Origin of the sequence: Allobosea sp. BE125 (assembly GCF_031456075.1) — a bacterium.
Lineage (GTDB): Bacteria > Pseudomonadota > Alphaproteobacteria > Rhizobiales > Beijerinckiaceae > Allobosea.
Genome location: NZ_JAVDTY010000014.1, coordinates 16,620 through 32,363, shown reverse-complemented (window position 1 = coordinate 32,363; position 15,744 = coordinate 16,620). Strand labels below are relative to the sequence as shown.

The 15,744-nt window shown below is 65.3% G+C and carries 15 protein-coding genes and 1 tRNA gene; 10 read left to right on the top strand and 6 right to left on the bottom strand.

The features are described 5' to 3' along the window. Positions 1-60: 60 nt before the first annotated feature. Both J2Y55_RS25635 and J2Y55_RS25630 read right to left on the bottom strand, forming a co-directional pair. Positions 61-741 carry an HAD family hydrolase gene (locus J2Y55_RS25635; protein WP_310159158.1) on the bottom strand — a complete coding sequence of 227 codons (681 nt, stop codon included), beginning with the start codon at positions 739-741 and terminating at the stop codon, positions 61-63. Between the two features lie 14 nt (positions 742-755). Continuing rightward, a complete protein-coding gene (locus tag J2Y55_RS25630) occupies positions 756-1,766 on the bottom strand; it encodes a complex I NDUFA9 subunit family protein (RefSeq protein WP_310159156.1) in 1,011 nt (336 codons plus the stop codon). 14 nt (positions 1,767-1,780) lie between these two features. Between J2Y55_RS25630 and J2Y55_RS25625 the strand changes: the two genes are divergently transcribed. From J2Y55_RS25625 to J2Y55_RS25615, 3 genes are all read left to right on the top strand, one after another. Continuing rightward, the gene (locus J2Y55_RS25625; RefSeq protein WP_310159154.1) at positions 1,781-2,074 is read left to right on the top strand and encodes a hypothetical protein; all 294 of its coding nucleotides are present in this window, start codon (positions 1,781-1,783) and stop codon (positions 2,072-2,074) included. Between the two features lie 70 nt (positions 2,075-2,144). After that, complete coding sequence (locus J2Y55_RS25620) at positions 2,145-4,274, top strand: methyl-accepting chemotaxis protein (protein ID WP_310159152.1); 2,130 nt, start codon at positions 2,145-2,147, stop codon at positions 4,272-4,274. Between the two features lie 112 nt (positions 4,275-4,386). Next, positions 4,387-4,473, top strand: a tRNA-Leu gene (locus J2Y55_RS25615). 322 nt (positions 4,474-4,795) lie between these two features. On the opposite strand, the gene J2Y55_RS25610 is transcribed toward J2Y55_RS25615, so the two are convergent. The 4 genes from J2Y55_RS25610 to J2Y55_RS25595 form a co-directional block, all read right to left on the bottom strand. After that, positions 4,796-5,302 carry a DsrE family protein gene (locus J2Y55_RS25610; RefSeq protein ID WP_310159151.1) on the bottom strand — a complete coding sequence of 169 codons (507 nt, stop codon included), beginning with the start codon at positions 5,300-5,302 and terminating at the stop codon, positions 4,796-4,798. A gap of 25 nt (positions 5,303-5,327) precedes the next feature. After that, complete coding sequence (locus tag J2Y55_RS25605) at positions 5,328-5,915, bottom strand: hypothetical protein (protein WP_310159150.1); 588 nt, start codon at positions 5,913-5,915, stop codon at positions 5,328-5,330. An 8-nt stretch (positions 5,916-5,923) separates the two neighbouring features. After that, positions 5,924-6,964 carry a TAXI family TRAP transporter solute-binding subunit gene (locus J2Y55_RS25600; protein WP_310159148.1) on the bottom strand — a complete coding sequence of 347 codons (1,041 nt, stop codon included), beginning with the start codon at positions 6,962-6,964 and terminating at the stop codon, positions 5,924-5,926. A 74-nt stretch (positions 6,965-7,038) separates the two neighbouring features. Continuing rightward, a complete protein-coding gene (locus J2Y55_RS25595) occupies positions 7,039-9,063 on the bottom strand; it encodes a coiled-coil domain-containing protein (RefSeq protein ID WP_310159147.1) in 2,025 nt (674 codons plus the stop codon). A 406-nt stretch (positions 9,064-9,469) separates the two neighbouring features. On the opposite strand from J2Y55_RS25595, the gene J2Y55_RS25590 reads away from it, so the two are divergent. The 7 genes from J2Y55_RS25590 (at position 9,470) to J2Y55_RS25560 (ending at position 15,744) form a co-directional block, all read left to right on the top strand. Next, positions 9,470-10,270, top strand: coding sequence for an ABC transporter ATP-binding protein (locus J2Y55_RS25590; RefSeq protein ID WP_310159145.1), 801 nt, complete (start codon positions 9,470-9,472; stop codon positions 10,268-10,270). Beyond that, the gene (locus tag J2Y55_RS25585) at positions 10,267-11,079 is read left to right on the top strand and encodes an ABC transporter permease (protein ID WP_310159143.1); all 813 of its coding nucleotides are present in this window, start codon (positions 10,267-10,269) and stop codon (positions 11,077-11,079) included. Before J2Y55_RS25590 ends, J2Y55_RS25585 begins: the two co-directional genes overlap by 4 nt. Positions 11,080-11,132: 53 nt before the next feature. Then, entirely contained in the window at positions 11,133-12,170 is a 1,038-nt protein-coding gene (locus tag J2Y55_RS25580) for an ABC transporter substrate-binding protein (protein ID WP_310159141.1), read from the top strand. Positions 12,171-12,225: 55 nt separating this feature from the next. Further along, complete coding sequence (locus J2Y55_RS25575; protein ID WP_310159139.1) at positions 12,226-12,798, top strand: cysteine hydrolase family protein; 573 nt, start codon at positions 12,226-12,228, stop codon at positions 12,796-12,798. Positions 12,799-12,933: 135 nt separating this feature from the next. Next, positions 12,934-13,575 carry a GntR family transcriptional regulator gene (locus tag J2Y55_RS25570; protein WP_310159137.1) on the top strand — a complete coding sequence of 214 codons (642 nt, stop codon included), beginning with the start codon at positions 12,934-12,936 and terminating at the stop codon, positions 13,573-13,575. Positions 13,576-13,728: 153 nt separating this feature from the next. Then, complete coding sequence (locus tag J2Y55_RS25565) at positions 13,729-14,940, top strand: ABC transporter substrate-binding protein (RefSeq protein ID WP_310159134.1); 1,212 nt, start codon at positions 13,729-13,731, stop codon at positions 14,938-14,940. A gap of 54 nt (positions 14,941-14,994) precedes the next feature. Next, positions 14,995-15,744 (top strand): SDR family NAD(P)-dependent oxidoreductase, encoded by a 750-nt coding sequence (locus tag J2Y55_RS25560; RefSeq protein WP_310159132.1) that lies wholly within the window; start codon positions 14,995-14,997, stop codon positions 15,742-15,744.

The window sequence follows — 15,744 nt, the reverse complement described above, 5'->3', positions numbered from 1 at the left end:
ATGAGGGCTGAGGGAATTCCTAAACGGGCTCTGAGATGAGCGGAGGCCGGCGTCGCCGTCTCAGGCTGCGGCAGGCGCGCCGAGGCCAGCCACGACATCGGGCCAGAGCCCGAAATCGTCGATGACCTGCACGGCGCCAGCTTCGCTCAGGCGGGCCGCGCTGCGCGGCTTGTCATGCGAGACGCCGGTGAAGCCGATGACGGTCATCCCGGCGGCACGCGCCGCCAGCACGCCCGGCACGGAATCCTCGATCACGAGACAATTGCGCGGCGCAACCCCCATCTGATCGCTCGCGAACAGGAACACGTCGGGATGGGGCTTGCCGCGGGCGACCTGCGACGCCGAGAAGATATGAGGGTCGAACAGATCCACGAGACCGGCAATGCCGAGATTGCGCCGCAGCGGGGCCAGGCTCGTCGACGATGCGACGCAGCGCAGGCCGCCGATCGCGCCGACCGCCTCGCGCACGCCCGGCAGGGCGCGCACTTCGTTCTGAAGCCGCAGTGCGACGGCCTCCTCGATCCTTGTCTCGAAATCGGCCGGCAGCGCGCTGCCATGCGCGGCCTCGATGATCTTGACGCCGTCCGACCACGGAATGCCGACGATCTGGTCGACATAGTGGTCGAGGGTCCATTGCGTCAGGCCGAGCGCATGGCAAGCGGCAAGGCTGACCTCGCCATAGAGCGTCTCGGTATCGATGAGCGTGCCATCGCAGTCATAGATGATCAGGTCGAAGCCCATGGTCGCGATAAGTCTCAGCCCGCGCGCGCCGCGTCGAACTGGCCGGTCTTGCGGAAGCGCCAGAGATAGGACGGCACCACGGCCTCGACGGAACTCGGCGCGATGCCGAGCCCGGCGAAATCGCGCCCCTCCGCCTTCGCCGCATGGGAGACGACATTGTCGCTCTCCAGCAGCGTGACCTGATCGCGGGTCAGCTTCAGCTCGTTCGGCAAGAGCCCGAGCGTCAGCATGTCGACGATCTCGATGATGCGCGCCTGCAGCCGCGCCAGCGGGAATGGCAGCGAGAGCAGGAGACGCTTGCGGCCGGTGACCTCGCAGATATAGGCGACGAGCTCCCTGAAGCTCTTCACCTCGGGGCCGCCCAATTCGTAGATGCGCCCGCCAGCGACCGCACCATCAACGGCCAGCGCGATCGCTTCCGCGACATCGCCGACAAAGGCAGGCTGGAATTTCGTCTCGCCACCGCCGACCAGCGGCAGCACCGGCAGCATCCGGGCGAGCGCAGCGAAGCGGTTGAAGAAACCGTCCTCGGGACCGAACATGATCGAAGGCCGCAGCACGACCGCGCCGGGTACGAGCGCAAGGACCGCGGCCTCGCCCTCGGCCTTGCTGCGGCCATAGCTCGACTTCGAATCCGTGTTGGCGCCGATCGCCGAAATCTGGACCAGCCGCGGGACGCCCAACGCTGCGCAAGCCTGGGCGATGGCGCGCGCGCCATTGGCATGGACGCCGGCAAAGCTCTGGCGGCCGCTCTCCTGCAGGATGCCGACCAGGTTGACGACGGCGTCCGCCCCCTTGATCGCAGCCGCGACAGAATCGGGATAGCGCAGATTGGCCTGCACCGCGTGGATCTGGCCGACGGTGCCGAGCGGCTGCAGGAAGCCGGCGAGATCGGGCCTGCGCACCGCGACGCGCACGCGGTAGCCGCGCTTGACGAGGGCGCGCACGACATGGCGCCCGACGAAACCCGAACCACCGAAGACCGTGACGAGCTGCTGGCTCGGAGGGGACAGATCGTTCGCCATGCTCGTCATGCCTCATGCGCGTTGGTTGGAACGCTCCTAAAGCATTTCGCCCCGATCTGGAAAGGCGGTTTGGGACGCAGCCTGCAGGAATCGAATGCGAAGAAATCGAGCGCGACAAGGGCATCGATCGCGACAAGGGCCTGGATGAGCTCTGCGGAAGCAACCGCCGGAGCTTGAAACATCCTCGCAACGCCCGGGCCGGCGCGCTCGCACCGCCATCACGAAATCGCTGCTCCGCCGAGGGCAGGCAGCGCCTTGAAAATGGGCAGCTTTCTGGCTTTTTTGTTCGTTTCTGGGGGCAAGATTAACTCGGCCTTCAATTACCCCCGCTAAAACACACGAAATTTGTCGATATTGCGCGATCGGCCAGGGGATAAGATGAAATCAATTCGGGTCAAAATTCTCGGTCTGATCGGCATTGTCGCCTTCGGCGCCATCATCGCACTGGCCAGCGCACTCATGGCGATTTCCAGCCTCGAGACGATGAATCAGCGCGTCTCCCGCCAGAATGACACGATGCTGGCGACGGAGCGGCTCAATGTCGCGATCAACCAGCTCAGTGAGGATTCCCGACTGGCCTATATGTCGCGCAATCCCCATGAGGCGAAACTCGCCGCCACGGCCATGGAGAAGGGGTTGGGCAAGGTCGATGACCGGCTCAAGATTCTCCTGAAGACCATTCCCGAGACCGAGCGATCGCGGACTGAAAAGATCAGCAAGCTGATCGAGGAATTCGTCGCCAACCGGGTCGAAACGATCCGCCTGGTCCAGGAGGTCTCCGGGCGGGCCGCCGACGCCTGGGGCAATGGCGACGCCAGCCGGCGCAATCGCGCTGCCCTGATGGAGGAATTGGCCACGTTCAGCCAGGCCAATGAGGAGGCCAGCGACGCCGTAGAGGCCGAGACGGCTGCCTTCGCCTCGAAGCTGCGCATCATCCTTCCCGTCGCCCTGCTTCTGCTGCTGGGCGCCTCGATTGCCGGCGCCCTGGCATTTTCGGCGCGCGCCATCATCAAGCCGCTGATCGATCTCAGCGGCGTGATGCAGCGCCTGACCGCTGGCGACACCAAGATCGACGTGCCCCATGTCGCACGCCAGGATGAAGTCGGTACCATGGCGCGCGCGGTTTCGGTGCTGCGCGAAAGCACCGAGAAGGTCGCGGCGTTTCAGGAGCAGGAGCGCGAATCGGCCGCAGCGCGGTTGCGGGCAGCGGAGTCGATGGCTTCCGTCGTGACGGATGTCGGCGATGTGGTCGCGGCTGCGGCGTCTGGCGATTTCTCGGCGCGGCTCGAGATCGAGCATGCCGATGAGCAGATGCAGAAGCTCGTCGCCGGCATCAACGAGATCAATGCGGTGGTTGATTCAGCCACATCCGAATTCGCGGCCGCCCTGCAGGCGGTGGCCGGCGGCGACCTGACCTCCCGGATCGAGACCGCCTATCGCGGCAAGTTCGCCGAGCTCAAGAGCGCGATCAATGAGACGGTCGACCGCCTGTCCTCGACGGTGCGCACGATCCAGACGACCTCGGCGGATGTCGGCCTGGCCGCCCGCGAGATCACCATGGGCGCCGACGACCTGTCGAAGCGCACGGAGGAGCAGGCTTCCTCGCTGGAGGAGACCGCGGCCACCACCGAGGAGCTCGCAGCCTCGGTGAAGGCCTCGGCCCAGGCCTCGAAGCAGGCCGCCGCGATCGCGACCGAGGCGATGCAGGCAGCGCAGTCGGGCGGAACGATCGCGACTGAAGCGGTCGCCGCCATGGCGCGCATCGAGAGTGCCTCGCAGAAGATCTCCGACATCATCCGGGTGATCGACGACATCGCCTTCCAGACCAATCTGCTGGCGCTGAACGCGGCGGTGGAGGCCGCACGCGCCGGCGATGCCGGCAAGGGCTTTGCCGTGGTGGCATCGGAAGTGCGCACCTTGGCGCAGCGCTCGGGCGCCGCAGCCAAGGACATTTCGGGGCTGATCTCCTCGTCCAACAGCGAGGTCGGCGAGGGCGTCAAGCTGGTGCGCCAGGCCGGCGACGCGCTGACCCAGATCCTGGCGGCTTCGCAAAAGGTCGCGGCCACCATCGCCGAGATCTCGGCGGCCTCGGGCGAGCAGGCCAATGGCATCGACGAGATGAGCCAGGCTGTCGCCCATCTCGATGAGATGACGCAGGCCAATGCGGCGCTGGCCGAACAGAGCGCGGCCTCGGCCGGTTCGCTCTCGGGCCGCATCGTCCAGCTCAACGACCTCGTCGCCGCCTTCAGGACCGGCCCTGAGGGCGCGACCGCCTCATCGGCCAGCTACGCCCCGGCGCCGCACCCGGCTGCCAGGGCAAGCGCTGCCCTGGCTCATGAACCGGCCTCCGAGCCCGCGCGCCTGCGCAAGCTCGCCGAGGCCGCTTTCGGACAGAGCTCCAGGGCGGAAGCTCCAGCCAGATCCGCCCCTGCCCCGGCGCGGGCCTCCGCACCGGCCAAGCGCGCCGTCAACGGCCGCGCCAATGACGCCGGCTGGGAGGAGTTCTGAGCGGCGAAACCACGCCCTCAGGCCTGGCCCAAACTCTTCCGTCAACGAAACGACATGAATGTCGATCTATGCGTTGACAGGACCATCTTGCCCCCGTAAACGAACCGCCGTTGCCCAGGTGGCGGAATTGGTAGACGCACCAGCTTCAGGTGCTGGCGCTCGCAAGGGCGTGGAGGTTCGAGTCCTCTCCTGGGCACCACTCTTTTTCCTCAGCAGGAGAAAGAGTCACGATCTTGCAAGGCCTTATGGCGTATCTGCCCCTCACCGGGCGCATTCACCTCACCCCCTTGCGATGATCCATCCCTTCACTACCAAGTAGGGATTCTTCCGGCTCAATTGTCGTGCGCCGGCGCAAGCTGCGCCGGGTCGCGCGACGGGGCCGAGGCACGATACACCAGCCCCGATCGTTGCGTCTTCAAGCAACCCGATCGACGCGTTTTAGTCGCGCCGCCCTAGCTGCCCTCGTGCAATGCTTTAGAGGCCCGAACCCTTGTCGGGACGACAGAGCTAGCTGCGCTGGATCACGGCCTGACATAGGTCCAGCCTCGCTCCTGCAATTCCATCACATAGACGACGCCGGATTTCACCACCACCGCCTCGGGGATAAGGGAAATGTCCTTGTTCTCCGCCTTGCTCATATTGCCCTGGGTGTTGCCGCAGGCTTTGAAGGAGATCCCCGGAGTGCTCGCCGCGATTGCCTTGATGCGCGCTTTCACCGGTGACGTGTCATCGCGCAACATGTTCAGGCCGGGCCCGAAGGTCACGATTTCGATCTCCACTTTCTCGCCGCGCTCCTGATAGTACTGCGCGACATTGGTGGCGTTGTTGAGCGCCAGATTCATCGTCCCGGGTTCATTCGTGTTCACCTGCAGGACGAGCCGGTGCGCCTTCTTTTCGACAGCGGGGCGCTTGGAGGTTTGCACCGAGGTTTGCTTCACCTCCTCCGCTGCCACAGGCGCGAAGGTGATGAAGAGTGCGACACCAGCCACCAGGGTGGTGCCGACAACGTCTCTAAAGCTGACCATCATTGTCTTTCGCCCATGAGTTTGAGGACTATTCGGGACCCGGCTTGGCGGCATGGCGTGGCCAGTTGCAGGCGGCAGCCACCTTGCTGCGCACCGCCTTCAGGCCGCTCAGGGAGAAAAGCCCTTCATGAACGGCGCCGGATCGCGCGGAGAGGCGGATCGCCAGCGCGCCCTCTTCGGGGAGCGACTGCAGCAAACTCACAACATCGCCCCTGAATGCGATACCTGTCCCAAGCGAAGCCCTGCCGGCCGCAACCCGCACGGGCTGGCCGCTATTGAGGCGGTAGGACAGGTCGTAATCCGTACTGCTGCTGGCGAGGGCCGGCCCCCCGACCACCAACTCCGTCCGGCCGCCACGGCAGAGAACCGAGAGCTGCGCCAGGGAGGTACCCGCGTTGTCACGGGACAACGCGGTGGCGGTGACAATCGGCGCATAATCCACCGGTGACGTCGTCTCGCTGATGACCCAATCGTCGCCGGCTCGCGGAAGCTTATCCAAGCAGACCACCCGCTCCGCCTGCTCCAGCTGCGAACAGGCGCGAGACCGGGTCATGGGATCGGCAGCGCTCTGGGCGAGAGCGGTCTGGCTCGCCACCGCGAAGGCTACGGTCATCATGATCACTCTCACCGTAACGCTCGCGGAGCAGACGCCCGGCGGTCGAGCCACTCCTGCGCCGCGGCAAAACGGCTGAGACCGGGAACCGTCGCGGCGAGGTTGATCGACTTCCATTTCTCGTCGAAGCCCGGTCCCTGGAGCTTCTCGATACGGCTGAACAGGAGGTCGACGAAGCGGGCGACGCGGTCGTAGCGGTTGGTCTGTTGGGCCCAATTGAACGCAACCAGAGCCGTCGGCACCGCAATCGTCGCCACTCTTTCATTGGGCTTGATGAGGCCGGGATATTCGCGAGCCTCCAGCACGGCGGGAAGATAGTAGTCCTCGAACTTGCTCTCGTATTGGACCGCAAGGAACTTGAAGCCGGGCTCGAAGCGTCCGCGCACGAAGGCGTCGACTGGCTTGGACGTGATGAAAACGACGGCGGCGATCTCTCCCTTGCGCATCTGCTCGAGAGCGACCGGATGCGGAATGAACATTTTCTCCGCATTGATGCCGAGCCGGCTGAAGATCATCGGTCCGGAATAGGCGGCGGCCGTGCCCAGTGTGTTGAAGTTCACTTTCTTGCCGTTCAGGTCCTGCAAGGTCTGTATTTCGGGTCGGACGAGGATATGCAGTTCCGAGGGGAAGAGATTCAGCAGGTAAGTGATCTTGCTCCTGATCTGGGGGACCTGGACCCTGTATTCTTCCAGCGCATCGGAGTTGATGATCGCCGTATCGATGCCACGCAGATAAAGCAGCGCGTTCAGGTTTTCCGTGGCGCCACGGGTGACGATCGGCAGCAGGAGCATATTCGGCCCGTCATCGACGACGCGGGCCATCTCGGCCCCGAGACGCAGCGGCGCACCCTCGATCAATCCTGCGGCAAGGCCGACTGTCCATGTATTGATCTTCTCCTGCTCCGTCGCGGGCGCACGCCCGCGCGACGACACGGCAATATTGCGGGTGCTCGCCTGGGGCGTCTGCGCCTGCAGGCCGGTTGGCTGGAGCGTCGGCACAAGCGCAGTCAACGCGGCCAGCAGGAGCCAAAACCGTCCCGGCAAAATCTTCATTCCCAAATCCCCTCTTGCCCAAATCCTCTTTTGAGCGTGAAACCCAAAGGCGGGAGCATCGCCTTCGTCGGGCGTTACCGGAGCAGCGCGCCGACGCGATCCCCCGCCTCCTGAATGCCGCCGGCCTGCGCCTTCGCGTAGAGCTCGCGGGCCCTCGTCACTTCGCCGCGCGTGCCATAGGTTCCCCAGGCTGAAAGAATGCGGGGATCATAGGTCTCCGCGAGCATGAAGCTCGCTCGCGCGCTGCCCATCTCGATCGCGCGCTCGAGCACGATCCGCGCAGAGCCGATATCCCCCTGGCCAAGCAATGCACTGGCGCGAGCGATCAACCGTATCGCCTCCTGGCCGACATGCGCCTCCGCGACCGCCGGCTGCTCGGCCCCGACGACCGCCGCTTCCGGCGCATGCCGGGTATCCTGGCTGATCGCCGAGGGTTCGGTCGCTGCAGGCCCGAAGACGCCAAATAGCGCCGCTCTCGATTCCAAGGTCATGGCCGCAGCGCGATCGCGCTCTTGCTGCAGGGTTTGGCGCAGTTCCGCGATTGCAGTCTCTGCCGCCTGCCTGGACTGGCCTGCTTCGTCCTGCGCCTTGCGCAGTTGCGCCTCCAGCGTCTCGGTGTCTTGCCGCGCCGTCGACACTTGGCTCGCCAGCGCGGCACCGCGTGCGCGCTCCTCCTCAAGCGCTTGACGTTGCTCTGCCCTGGTTGCCGTCAGCGCCTGTCGCGCAGCTTCAACCTCGGCAAGAGCAGCCAGCTTCTGCTGCTCCAGCTGGAGAATTTGCGCATTCTTCGCGGTTTCCGCTTGCTTGAGCTGTGCGGTTTCGCTGACGGCCTTGCGCAATTGCGCCGCCTGCGCCTCGCTATCCTGGCGCGCGGCTGCAACCTGGTTCGCCAGCGCGGCGCCACGCGCACGCTCCTGCTCGAGCGCTTGACGATGTTGCCGCGTTGCCGTGGCCAACGCCTGCCGTGCGGCATCCGCCTCGGTTGATAAAACAGCCGCCTTCTGCTGCTCCTGCTGGAGGAGCTGGGCACTCCTAGCAGTCTCCGACTGCTTGAGCTGTGCGGTTTCGCTGACGACCTTGCGCAGCTGCGCCGCCAGTGCATCGGTCTCCTGTCGCGCCGCCAACAGCTGGTTTGCCAGCGCCGCGCCACGTGCGCGCTCCTGCTCGAGCATTTGGCGTTGTTGCGCCGTGGTCGCGGACAGCTCCCTGCGGGCGGCTTCAGCCTCAGTCAGTGCTGCCTTCTGCTGCTCCTGTTCGAACGATTGTGCGGTTTTTGCAGAATCCGCCTGCTTGGGTTGTCCGGCTTCGGCCGCCGCCTTGCGCAGCTGCGCCGCCAGCGCCTCGCCTTCCTGCCGCGACGCCGATAATTGGCTCGCCAGCGCGGCGGCGCTCGCGCGTTCCTGCTCGAGCGCTTGACCTTGCTGCGCGCGCGTTGCGGTCAGTTCCTTTCGCGCGGCTTCGGCTTCCTGCACGAGGGCGGCCGTTCTCTCGCGCTCCTGTGCCAATGCATGGTCATTCTCGCTCGCCTGGGTGCGGAGCTGCGCCGAGAGGTTCTCGATTGCGCGCCGGGCCACGACAAGCTCCTGCGGTATTGCGACGGCTTGCTCTGCGTTCTGCGATCGCTGGATTGCGGGTTCCGGGGCCGCGGCAAGCCGTGGTGCGCGCTCCAGCGCGCCGGCGGCATCGGCATTGCTCGGAGGCAGCGTCGTATTCGAGACTTGGCGCGGCACTTGGCTCGGCGCCAAACTCGTCCGCGCAAACTGAGTGGGCTTCGGTTGGTCCAAGTGCTTCGGTTGGTCCAAGTCAGGGATCGCAACGACAAGCAGGAGACCCACCGCAGCGACACCGCTCGCCAGCGCGATATAGCGGCGCCGACGTTTCGCGCGCTCGGCCTGGGCGGACTTACCGCGTTGATTGCGCGCAGAAGGGGGCTCTCGGGCGCCAGTGGCTGCTGATATGTCAGTACGATGGGGTTTGGCGGGCGGCCTTGCGCCGCCCCACTGACCAGCCCAGTGAGTGGCATCGTATGGCTCGGTCGCGCCACCCTTTCCGATGACGATTTGCCGATCTTCCTGTGCGCTCTCTGTCACGTCGCGCATGTAACAGACGCCTGTTCAGTTGGCGGCCCCACGCCCTCGCAACGATCGAGATGACCCCGGTTCGGAGGAGAACAGAAGGCGGGCATAGGGGCAGGAGATCGCACTAACGGGGTACCCCCCTATGCTGCGTGCCCATATGCGGCTTGGGCGACGCGTTCGCCCTTCTCCCAGATGTCTAAGGCGCAGAGCAGCTGCCTGAGGAGATCGAGGCGAGCCCTCGAGCCCCTGCGTCGCCAGCGACTCCCGTCCTGCCGCCATCGCACGATCCAGCCCTTGCCGTGACGCTTGTTCCCGATTTCCGGGAAGCGGTCGCCTTGCGGACCAAACCACACTATGCATAATGCACAATGCGTAATCTGAATTCACGCGATCCCCTCTTGCGTGTGCTGACGAGCGGCGGGCGACCATGCAGCCTCATCTTCTGGAACTGACGGATGTCTCCAAGGTCTTTGAAACGGCAGGCCGGCGGGCGGAGGTTCTCAGCGCTGTCGATCTCAGCGTCGCCCGCGGTGAATTCGTCTCGCTGATCGGCCCAAGCGGCAGCGGCAAGTCCACCATTCTCAACCTGCTTGCGGGGCTGGACAGGCCGAGCGGTGGGAGCATCCGCTATGATGGCCGCCCCTTGGACGGCATCAGCCCGCGGATCGCCTATCTGACGCAGCATGACAGCCTGTTTCCGTGGCTCTGCGTCGAAGACAATGTCGCCCTTCCCCTCGATATCAGGAACATCGACCGGCAAACGCGGCGCCAGGCCGTAGGCGACATCCTGAACAAGGTCGGTCTGGCGGGTTATGAGCGGCACTACCCGCGCCAGCTTTCCGGCGGGATGCAGAAGCGGGCCATGCTGGCGCGCACGCTCATCTATGAGCCCGAGACGATCCTGATGGACGAGCCGTTCGGCCCGCTGGACGCGCAGTTGAAGCTGGTGCTTCAGGCGGAGCTGATGCGGCTCTGGTCGGGGTCCGGCAAGACGATCCTGTTCGTCACGCATGACATCGTCGAGGCGATCACCTTGTCGGACCGGGTGGTGGTCCTCTCCAGGCAACCGACCCGGATCAAGCATATCGAGGAGATCACGATTCCGCGTCCGCGCGACGTCCGGGATGTGCGCTTCGCACCCAGTTTCGAGGCCCATTACAAGGCGCTCTGGGACGCAATCGAGATTTTCGGGACGACAGGGCGTGAAATCGCGGAGCCCGTCTCGTGACGACGCCGGCGCTCGATCTGCCGGCTGCCGTGATGAAGACGATCGCCCCGTCGATGCTGCGCCGGCCGCGCGATCCGGTGCCGGCTTACCGGGTCCTGTTCTTCCTCGTCGTGATCGGGGCCTGGCAAGCGGTTTCCGGACGGCTGGTGAGTCCGTTCTGGGTCAGCAGCCCCATGGAGATCGGCGCGACCTTATGGGCCTGGTCCTTATCCGGGCTGCTCTGGCGGCACCTCTTCGTCACCTTCCAGGAAACCGCCGCCGGCTTCCTGATCGGCGCCAGCCTCGCCATCACCGGCGCGCTGCTGGTGGGACGCAGCGAGACGGCGCGGCGCACGCTCGATCCCTTCCTGACGGCGATCTACGGGGTCCCTAAGGTCGCGCTCGCGCCCTTGTTCATCATGTGGTTCGGCATCGGCCTGATGCCGAAGATCGTGCTCGCCGCCGTCAGCGTGTTCTTCCTGGTCTTTTTCAACACGCTGAGCGGTATCCGCGAGGTCGACCGCCGCCTCGTCGAGGCCATGGTCCTGATGGGCGGAAGCCGCGCCGATGTGCAGAGGAGAGTGGTGCTGCCCGCCAGCCTGCCCTGGATCTTCACCGGGCTGAAGCTCGGCCTGCCCTACGGTTTCGTGGGCGCAGTCGCCGCCGAGATGATGGCCTCCAACCAGGGCATCGGCTTCCTCACGCAGGATTCCGCCGGGCAGTTCAACACGGCCGGCGTTTTCGCCGCGCTGTTTGCCCTCATGGTCGTGACGACCCTGTTGAATGCCGGCCTCGGCGCGCTCGAGCGCCGGCTTTTCCGGTGGCGCTGACGCTTCAAGAAAAAAACACGTCCGGGCAAGAAACAGGCCCAGGGGAGGACAGCATGACCACGCGACGCAGCTTCATCCGATCGGCTCTGGCCCTGCCGGCGCTCGGCCCGCTGACTATGGGCTCTGCGCTGGGCCAGGCGCAGCCGGGCCGCCGCAAGCTCACCATCGGCGTCGGCGGCTTCACCTTCGCCTATCTGCCGCTGTTCGTGGCGGAGGCGGCTGGGCTGTTCCGCGATGAGGATCTTGAGGTCTCGCTGGTCCAGACCGGAAGCGGCACCACTGCCATGGCGGCCATGCTCGGCGGCAGCTTCCAGATCACCGGCCTCGTCCTCAGCGATGTGATCCTCGCCGCGAGCAAGGGCCAGAAGATGACGGTCTTCGCGCCCCTGATGACGCAATATGCGAGCGACGCCATCATCAGCAAGGCCGCGGCCGAGCGGGTCGGCATGAAGCCGGACATGCCCCTGCCCGAGCGCCTGAAGCGGCTCAAGGGCCTCACGCTCGCCGTCAGCGGCCGCGGCAGCGGGATCGACAAGATGTGGCGCTATCTCCTCGGCCAAGTCGGTCTGGACGCCGACAAGGACGTGACGCTCACCGTGATCAAGCTGGACCAGATGTATCCCGCGCTGCGCGCCGGCCAGATCGACGGCTACAACACCACCGCGCCCTCGAACAACCGGGCGGTGCAGGAAGGGCTCGGCGTCTGGGTCGCCCGGCCCTCGCAGGGCGAGGTGCCCGGATTGGAGAACTTCATCTACACGATCCTCGCGATCGATCCGGCTTTCCTCCAGGCCGAGCGACCAACCGTGACGCGCTTCGTGCGCGGGCTCGCACGTGGCCTCGCGCTGATCCATGCCGACCCCGTCGCGGCGGCGAAAGCCGTACATCGCACGATCTGGGCGCAGACCGATTTCGACCTGCTCCTGGCAACGGTACAGGACCAGAGGACAGCCTTCGCACCTCGCATGACGCTGAGCGAGGGCGCCTACAACCAGAACCGGGACTTCATGCTGCGCTTCGGCGACGAGGTGCGCGCGGTGAAGTTCGGCGACGTCATCAATTCAAGCCTGATCGACGCCGTCGGCCTGTAAGCTGCGGAGCCTCCGCCGGCCCCACCCCTTCTCTTCGACCGAGGATGACACCGCCATGAAGACGATCCTGCTCGTGATGGACATGATCAATGACCTCGTCCATCCCGATGGGCCGAACGCCAAGACCTATGTCGCCTGCGGCTTGGCCAAGGGCTTGTACGAGAACACGGTCACAGCGATCGCAAAGGCGCGGGCTGCCGGTGCGGCCGTCGGCTATGTCCGTGTCGGCTTCTCCCAGGATTACCGGGAGTGCCCGCCCGCCTCGCCGATCTTCTCCCGCGCCAGGGAGGCCGGCCTGTTCAAGCTCGGAAGCTGGGGAACCGAAGTGTTTTCCGGCTTTGCGCCGCAAGCCAGCGATTTCGACATCATCAAGCACCGCGTCAGCCCCTTCTACGGAACGAATCTCGAGCCCATCCTCCGCGCCAACGCGTTCCAACGGCTCGTCCTGTGCGGCGTCTCCACCAATGGCGTCGTCCAGGCGGCGGTGCGCGAGGGGCACGACCGCGACTATGCCTGCACGATCCTGGAGGATTGTTGCTGCGGCGCCACCGAGGAGGAACACAATTTCGCGCTTGCAGGGCTGCGGCGCTATGCGGAGATCAGCACCTCGGGAAGCGTGTCCTTCTGATCCGGGCGTGCCGCAAAGCTAGGCACATCCGCGTGACAGCAAGCCCTTGCTGGCTTATGTCGTGGATAATGCACTTCTGCCCCCCGGCATTGCGCGGCAGGCGGATGCGCGTTGACGAGCGGAGCCAGCGGCCGAATGACGATGGAATACCGGACCAAGGAAGAGCAGGTCGCTGATTTCCTGCGCGAAGGAATCCTGTCCGGCCAGTTCCCGCGCGGAACGCGTCTCAAGCAGGTCGAGATCGCCGAGCTCCTGAAGACGAGCATCACGCCGGTTCGGGAAGCGCTGAAGCTGCTGGAAGCCGAGGGCTACATCACCGGCAGCTCCTATAAGGGCGCTACGGTCGTTCCCTTCGACGTCACCGCCTCCTCCGAGATCCTGATGCTGCGGATGCTGCTGGAAGCGCAGCTCGTGCGCGGCGCGGTCGAGAAGCTACAGACATCCGATGTCGAGAAGCTGCGCACGCTTGCCGCGGAATTCGAGGCCGCGGCGAAGAAGGGCGACAGTTCGGCCGCCCGGGCGATCAATTACCGCTTCCATCGCCGCATCTACGATATCGCCGACCTGCCGCACACCTTGCACTTCGTGCAGATCCTGTGGGCGCGCTACCCGTTCGACCTGATCAACCGCCTCTCCGGCCGGGCCGAACGCGCCGCGGCCGAGCATGCCGAGCTGCTCGACCAGATGATCGCCGGCGACACGGCAGGCGCGATGCTGACCACACGCCGCCATATCGAGACCGGCTGGGCGGAACTGCGCAGCTCGCTGAACGAATGATCTGAGCCAGCCCCCTTCGCAGCCGCGCGTTCAGCGCGGATCGGCACGGCGTATTTTGCCTCCTCCATAAGTGCATTGTGCATTGTTTTGCCGAAAAGGCTCATGTAGGCTGCCCGGCAATAATCAAAACAAGAGCACAGAGGGAGGATGACCGTGAAACGCCTGCACTCAATCGCCGCCGCCGCGCTGGCCGTCGCATCCATGATGGTTGCCCCAAGCGTCCATGCACAATCCGCCCCGTCGGGGATCGATACGGCGCAAAAGACCGTCACGGTCGGCGCCTTTACGCCGGTGACGGGGCCCGTACCGTTCTACTCCATCCTGACCCATGCCGCCGAAGCCTTCTTCAAAAACCTGAACGAGACCGGCGGCATCCGTGGCTGGAAGGTCAATTACGTCACCTTCGACGACGGCTATGAGCCGGCCCGCAGCGTCGCAGTGACCAAGCGATTGGTGGAGGAGACCAAGGTCTTCGCGCTGGCGGCGCCGGTCGGCACCGCGACGACGGTCGCCGTCATCCCCTACGCGAAGGAAGTCGGGCTGCCGATCATCGGGCCGATCGGCGGCGCCAGCGCCTTCTTCGTCGAGCCCAACCTCTTCCCGCTGCTTCCCGATTATGGCTGGTCGGCGGCCTCGAATGCGGAGTTCGCGCTCAACGAACTGAAATTCAAGCGCATCGCCCTGCTCTGGGAGAATGACGAGCTCGGCCGCTCCGCCAAGCGCGGCTTCGACCAGTACCTCGCCGACCGCAAGATCGAGCCGGCGGAGTCCATCCCCTTCGAGGTGAAGACCACCGATTTCACCCCCCATATCCGCCGCCTGGCGAATTCGGGAACTGAGGGCGTCGTCCTCTTCGGCTCGAACGCCAATCTGGCGGCTGCGCTGAAATCGGCCGACCGCCAGGGGCTGAAGGTCACCTGGTTCGCGCCCTTCTTCACCGCCGACCCCTCGACCGTGAAGCTCGCCGGAGACCTGCTCAACGGGGTCTATTTCTCGTCCTGGCTCCTGCCGGTCTCGGGCGACGATGCGCAGGTGAAGGCCTATCGCGACTCGATCAAGAAATATTATCCGAACGATCCCGTCGGCGTTTTCGGCCTCAATGGCTGGAGCAACGCCGCCCTCTTCGCGACGGGCTTCGAGAAGCTGCTCGACAGCGGCAAGCCGCTCACCCGCGAGAACCTGATCGCGGCGATGAACTCTCTTACCGATGCGGATGTCGGCGGCTCGCGCAAGGTCTCCTTCAAACCCGGCGATCATCGCGGCACGCGCCAGGAAGCGATCATCCGGGCGAAGGATGGCGGATTCGAGCTGGTCAGGGAGTTCCGCCCCTACCCTGCCGTCGTGTTCGACGCGAAAGCTGAATAGTCTTCGCCTCACGACCACCATGCCCACCGAACCCAAGGGTTCCAGGAGTCGATAATGGTTGATGTTCCCTTGAGCGGGCCGGCACGGCTCGAACGACAGGTCGCGCTGGTCACCGGCGCGGCGGGCGGCATCGGACGCGCGACCGTCGCCGCACTAGTGGAGGCGGGAGCACGGGTCATCGCGACCGACATCACGGAACCTCAAGGCGAGTGGCCTGCCGGCGTCAGCTTCCGCCGCTGCGACGTCTCCTCCGCTGCGGCGACCGATGCCGTCATCGACGCGATCCTTGGGGAGCATGGCCGCATCGACATCCTGGTCCTCTGCGCCGGGACGATCTCGCACGCCCCCCTGGCGGACTCCACCGAGGAGGAGTGGCGTGCGATCCTGGATGTGAACCTGTTCGGCGTGGTCAATCCCGTGCGCAAGCTGTTCCCGGTGATGGCCGAGCAGGGTTACGGCAAGATCGTTGCGCTGGGCTCGATCGCCGCCAAGATCGGCGGCGTGGCGTCGGGCCCGTCCTATGTGGCGGCCAAATCCGCCGTGCACGGGCTGATGAAATGGGTCGCCAAGGCCGGTGCCGCCAAGGGCGTCTACGCCAATGTCGTCGCACCCGGCCCGGTGGAGACGCCGATGTGGTCCAAGGTCACGCAGCGGGCAGCCCCCTCCCCGCATGGCAGCGTGCCGCTCGGCCGTTACGGCCAGCCGGAAGACATCGCGCAGTCCATCCTGTTCCTGTGCTCGCCTGCGTCGAACTGGATCACCGGGACGGTGCTCGACGTCAATGGCGGCATGTTGATGGATTGA

What these genes read in the sequence shown, in the direction of transcription:
- J2Y55_RS25635 (WP_310159158.1), bottom strand. Translation starts at nt 741, where the DNA reads ATGGGCTTCGACCTGATCATCTATGACTGCGATGGCACGCTCATCGAT.
- J2Y55_RS25630 (WP_310159156.1), bottom strand. Translation starts at nt 1,766, where the DNA reads ATGGCGAACGATCTGTCCCCTCCGAGCCAGCAGCTCGTCACGGTCTTC.
- J2Y55_RS25625 (WP_310159154.1), top strand. Translation starts at nt 1,781, where the DNA reads ATGCGCGTTGGTTGGAACGCTCCTAAAGCATTTCGCCCCGATCTGGAA.
- J2Y55_RS25620 (WP_310159152.1), top strand. Translation starts at nt 2,145, where the DNA reads ATGAAATCAATTCGGGTCAAAATTCTCGGTCTGATCGGCATTGTCGCC.
- J2Y55_RS25610 (WP_310159151.1), bottom strand. Translation starts at nt 5,302, where the DNA reads ATGATGGTCAGCTTTAGAGACGTTGTCGGCACCACCCTGGTGGCTGGT.
- J2Y55_RS25605 (WP_310159150.1), bottom strand. Translation starts at nt 5,915, where the DNA reads ATGATGACCGTAGCCTTCGCGGTGGCGAGCCAGACCGCTCTCGCCCAG.
- J2Y55_RS25600 (WP_310159148.1), bottom strand. Translation starts at nt 6,964, where the DNA reads ATGAAGATTTTGCCGGGACGGTTTTGGCTCCTGCTGGCCGCGTTGACT.
- J2Y55_RS25595 (WP_310159147.1), bottom strand. Translation starts at nt 9,063, where the DNA reads ATGCGCGACGTGACAGAGAGCGCACAGGAAGATCGGCAAATCGTCATC.
- J2Y55_RS25590 (WP_310159145.1), top strand. Translation starts at nt 9,470, where the DNA reads ATGCAGCCTCATCTTCTGGAACTGACGGATGTCTCCAAGGTCTTTGAA.
- J2Y55_RS25580 (WP_310159141.1), top strand. Translation starts at nt 11,133, where the DNA reads ATGACCACGCGACGCAGCTTCATCCGATCGGCTCTGGCCCTGCCGGCG.
- J2Y55_RS25575 (WP_310159139.1), top strand. Translation starts at nt 12,226, where the DNA reads ATGAAGACGATCCTGCTCGTGATGGACATGATCAATGACCTCGTCCAT.
- J2Y55_RS25570 (WP_310159137.1), top strand. Translation starts at nt 12,934, where the DNA reads ATGACGATGGAATACCGGACCAAGGAAGAGCAGGTCGCTGATTTCCTG.
- J2Y55_RS25560 (WP_310159132.1), top strand. Translation starts at nt 14,995, where the DNA reads ATGGTTGATGTTCCCTTGAGCGGGCCGGCACGGCTCGAACGACAGGTC.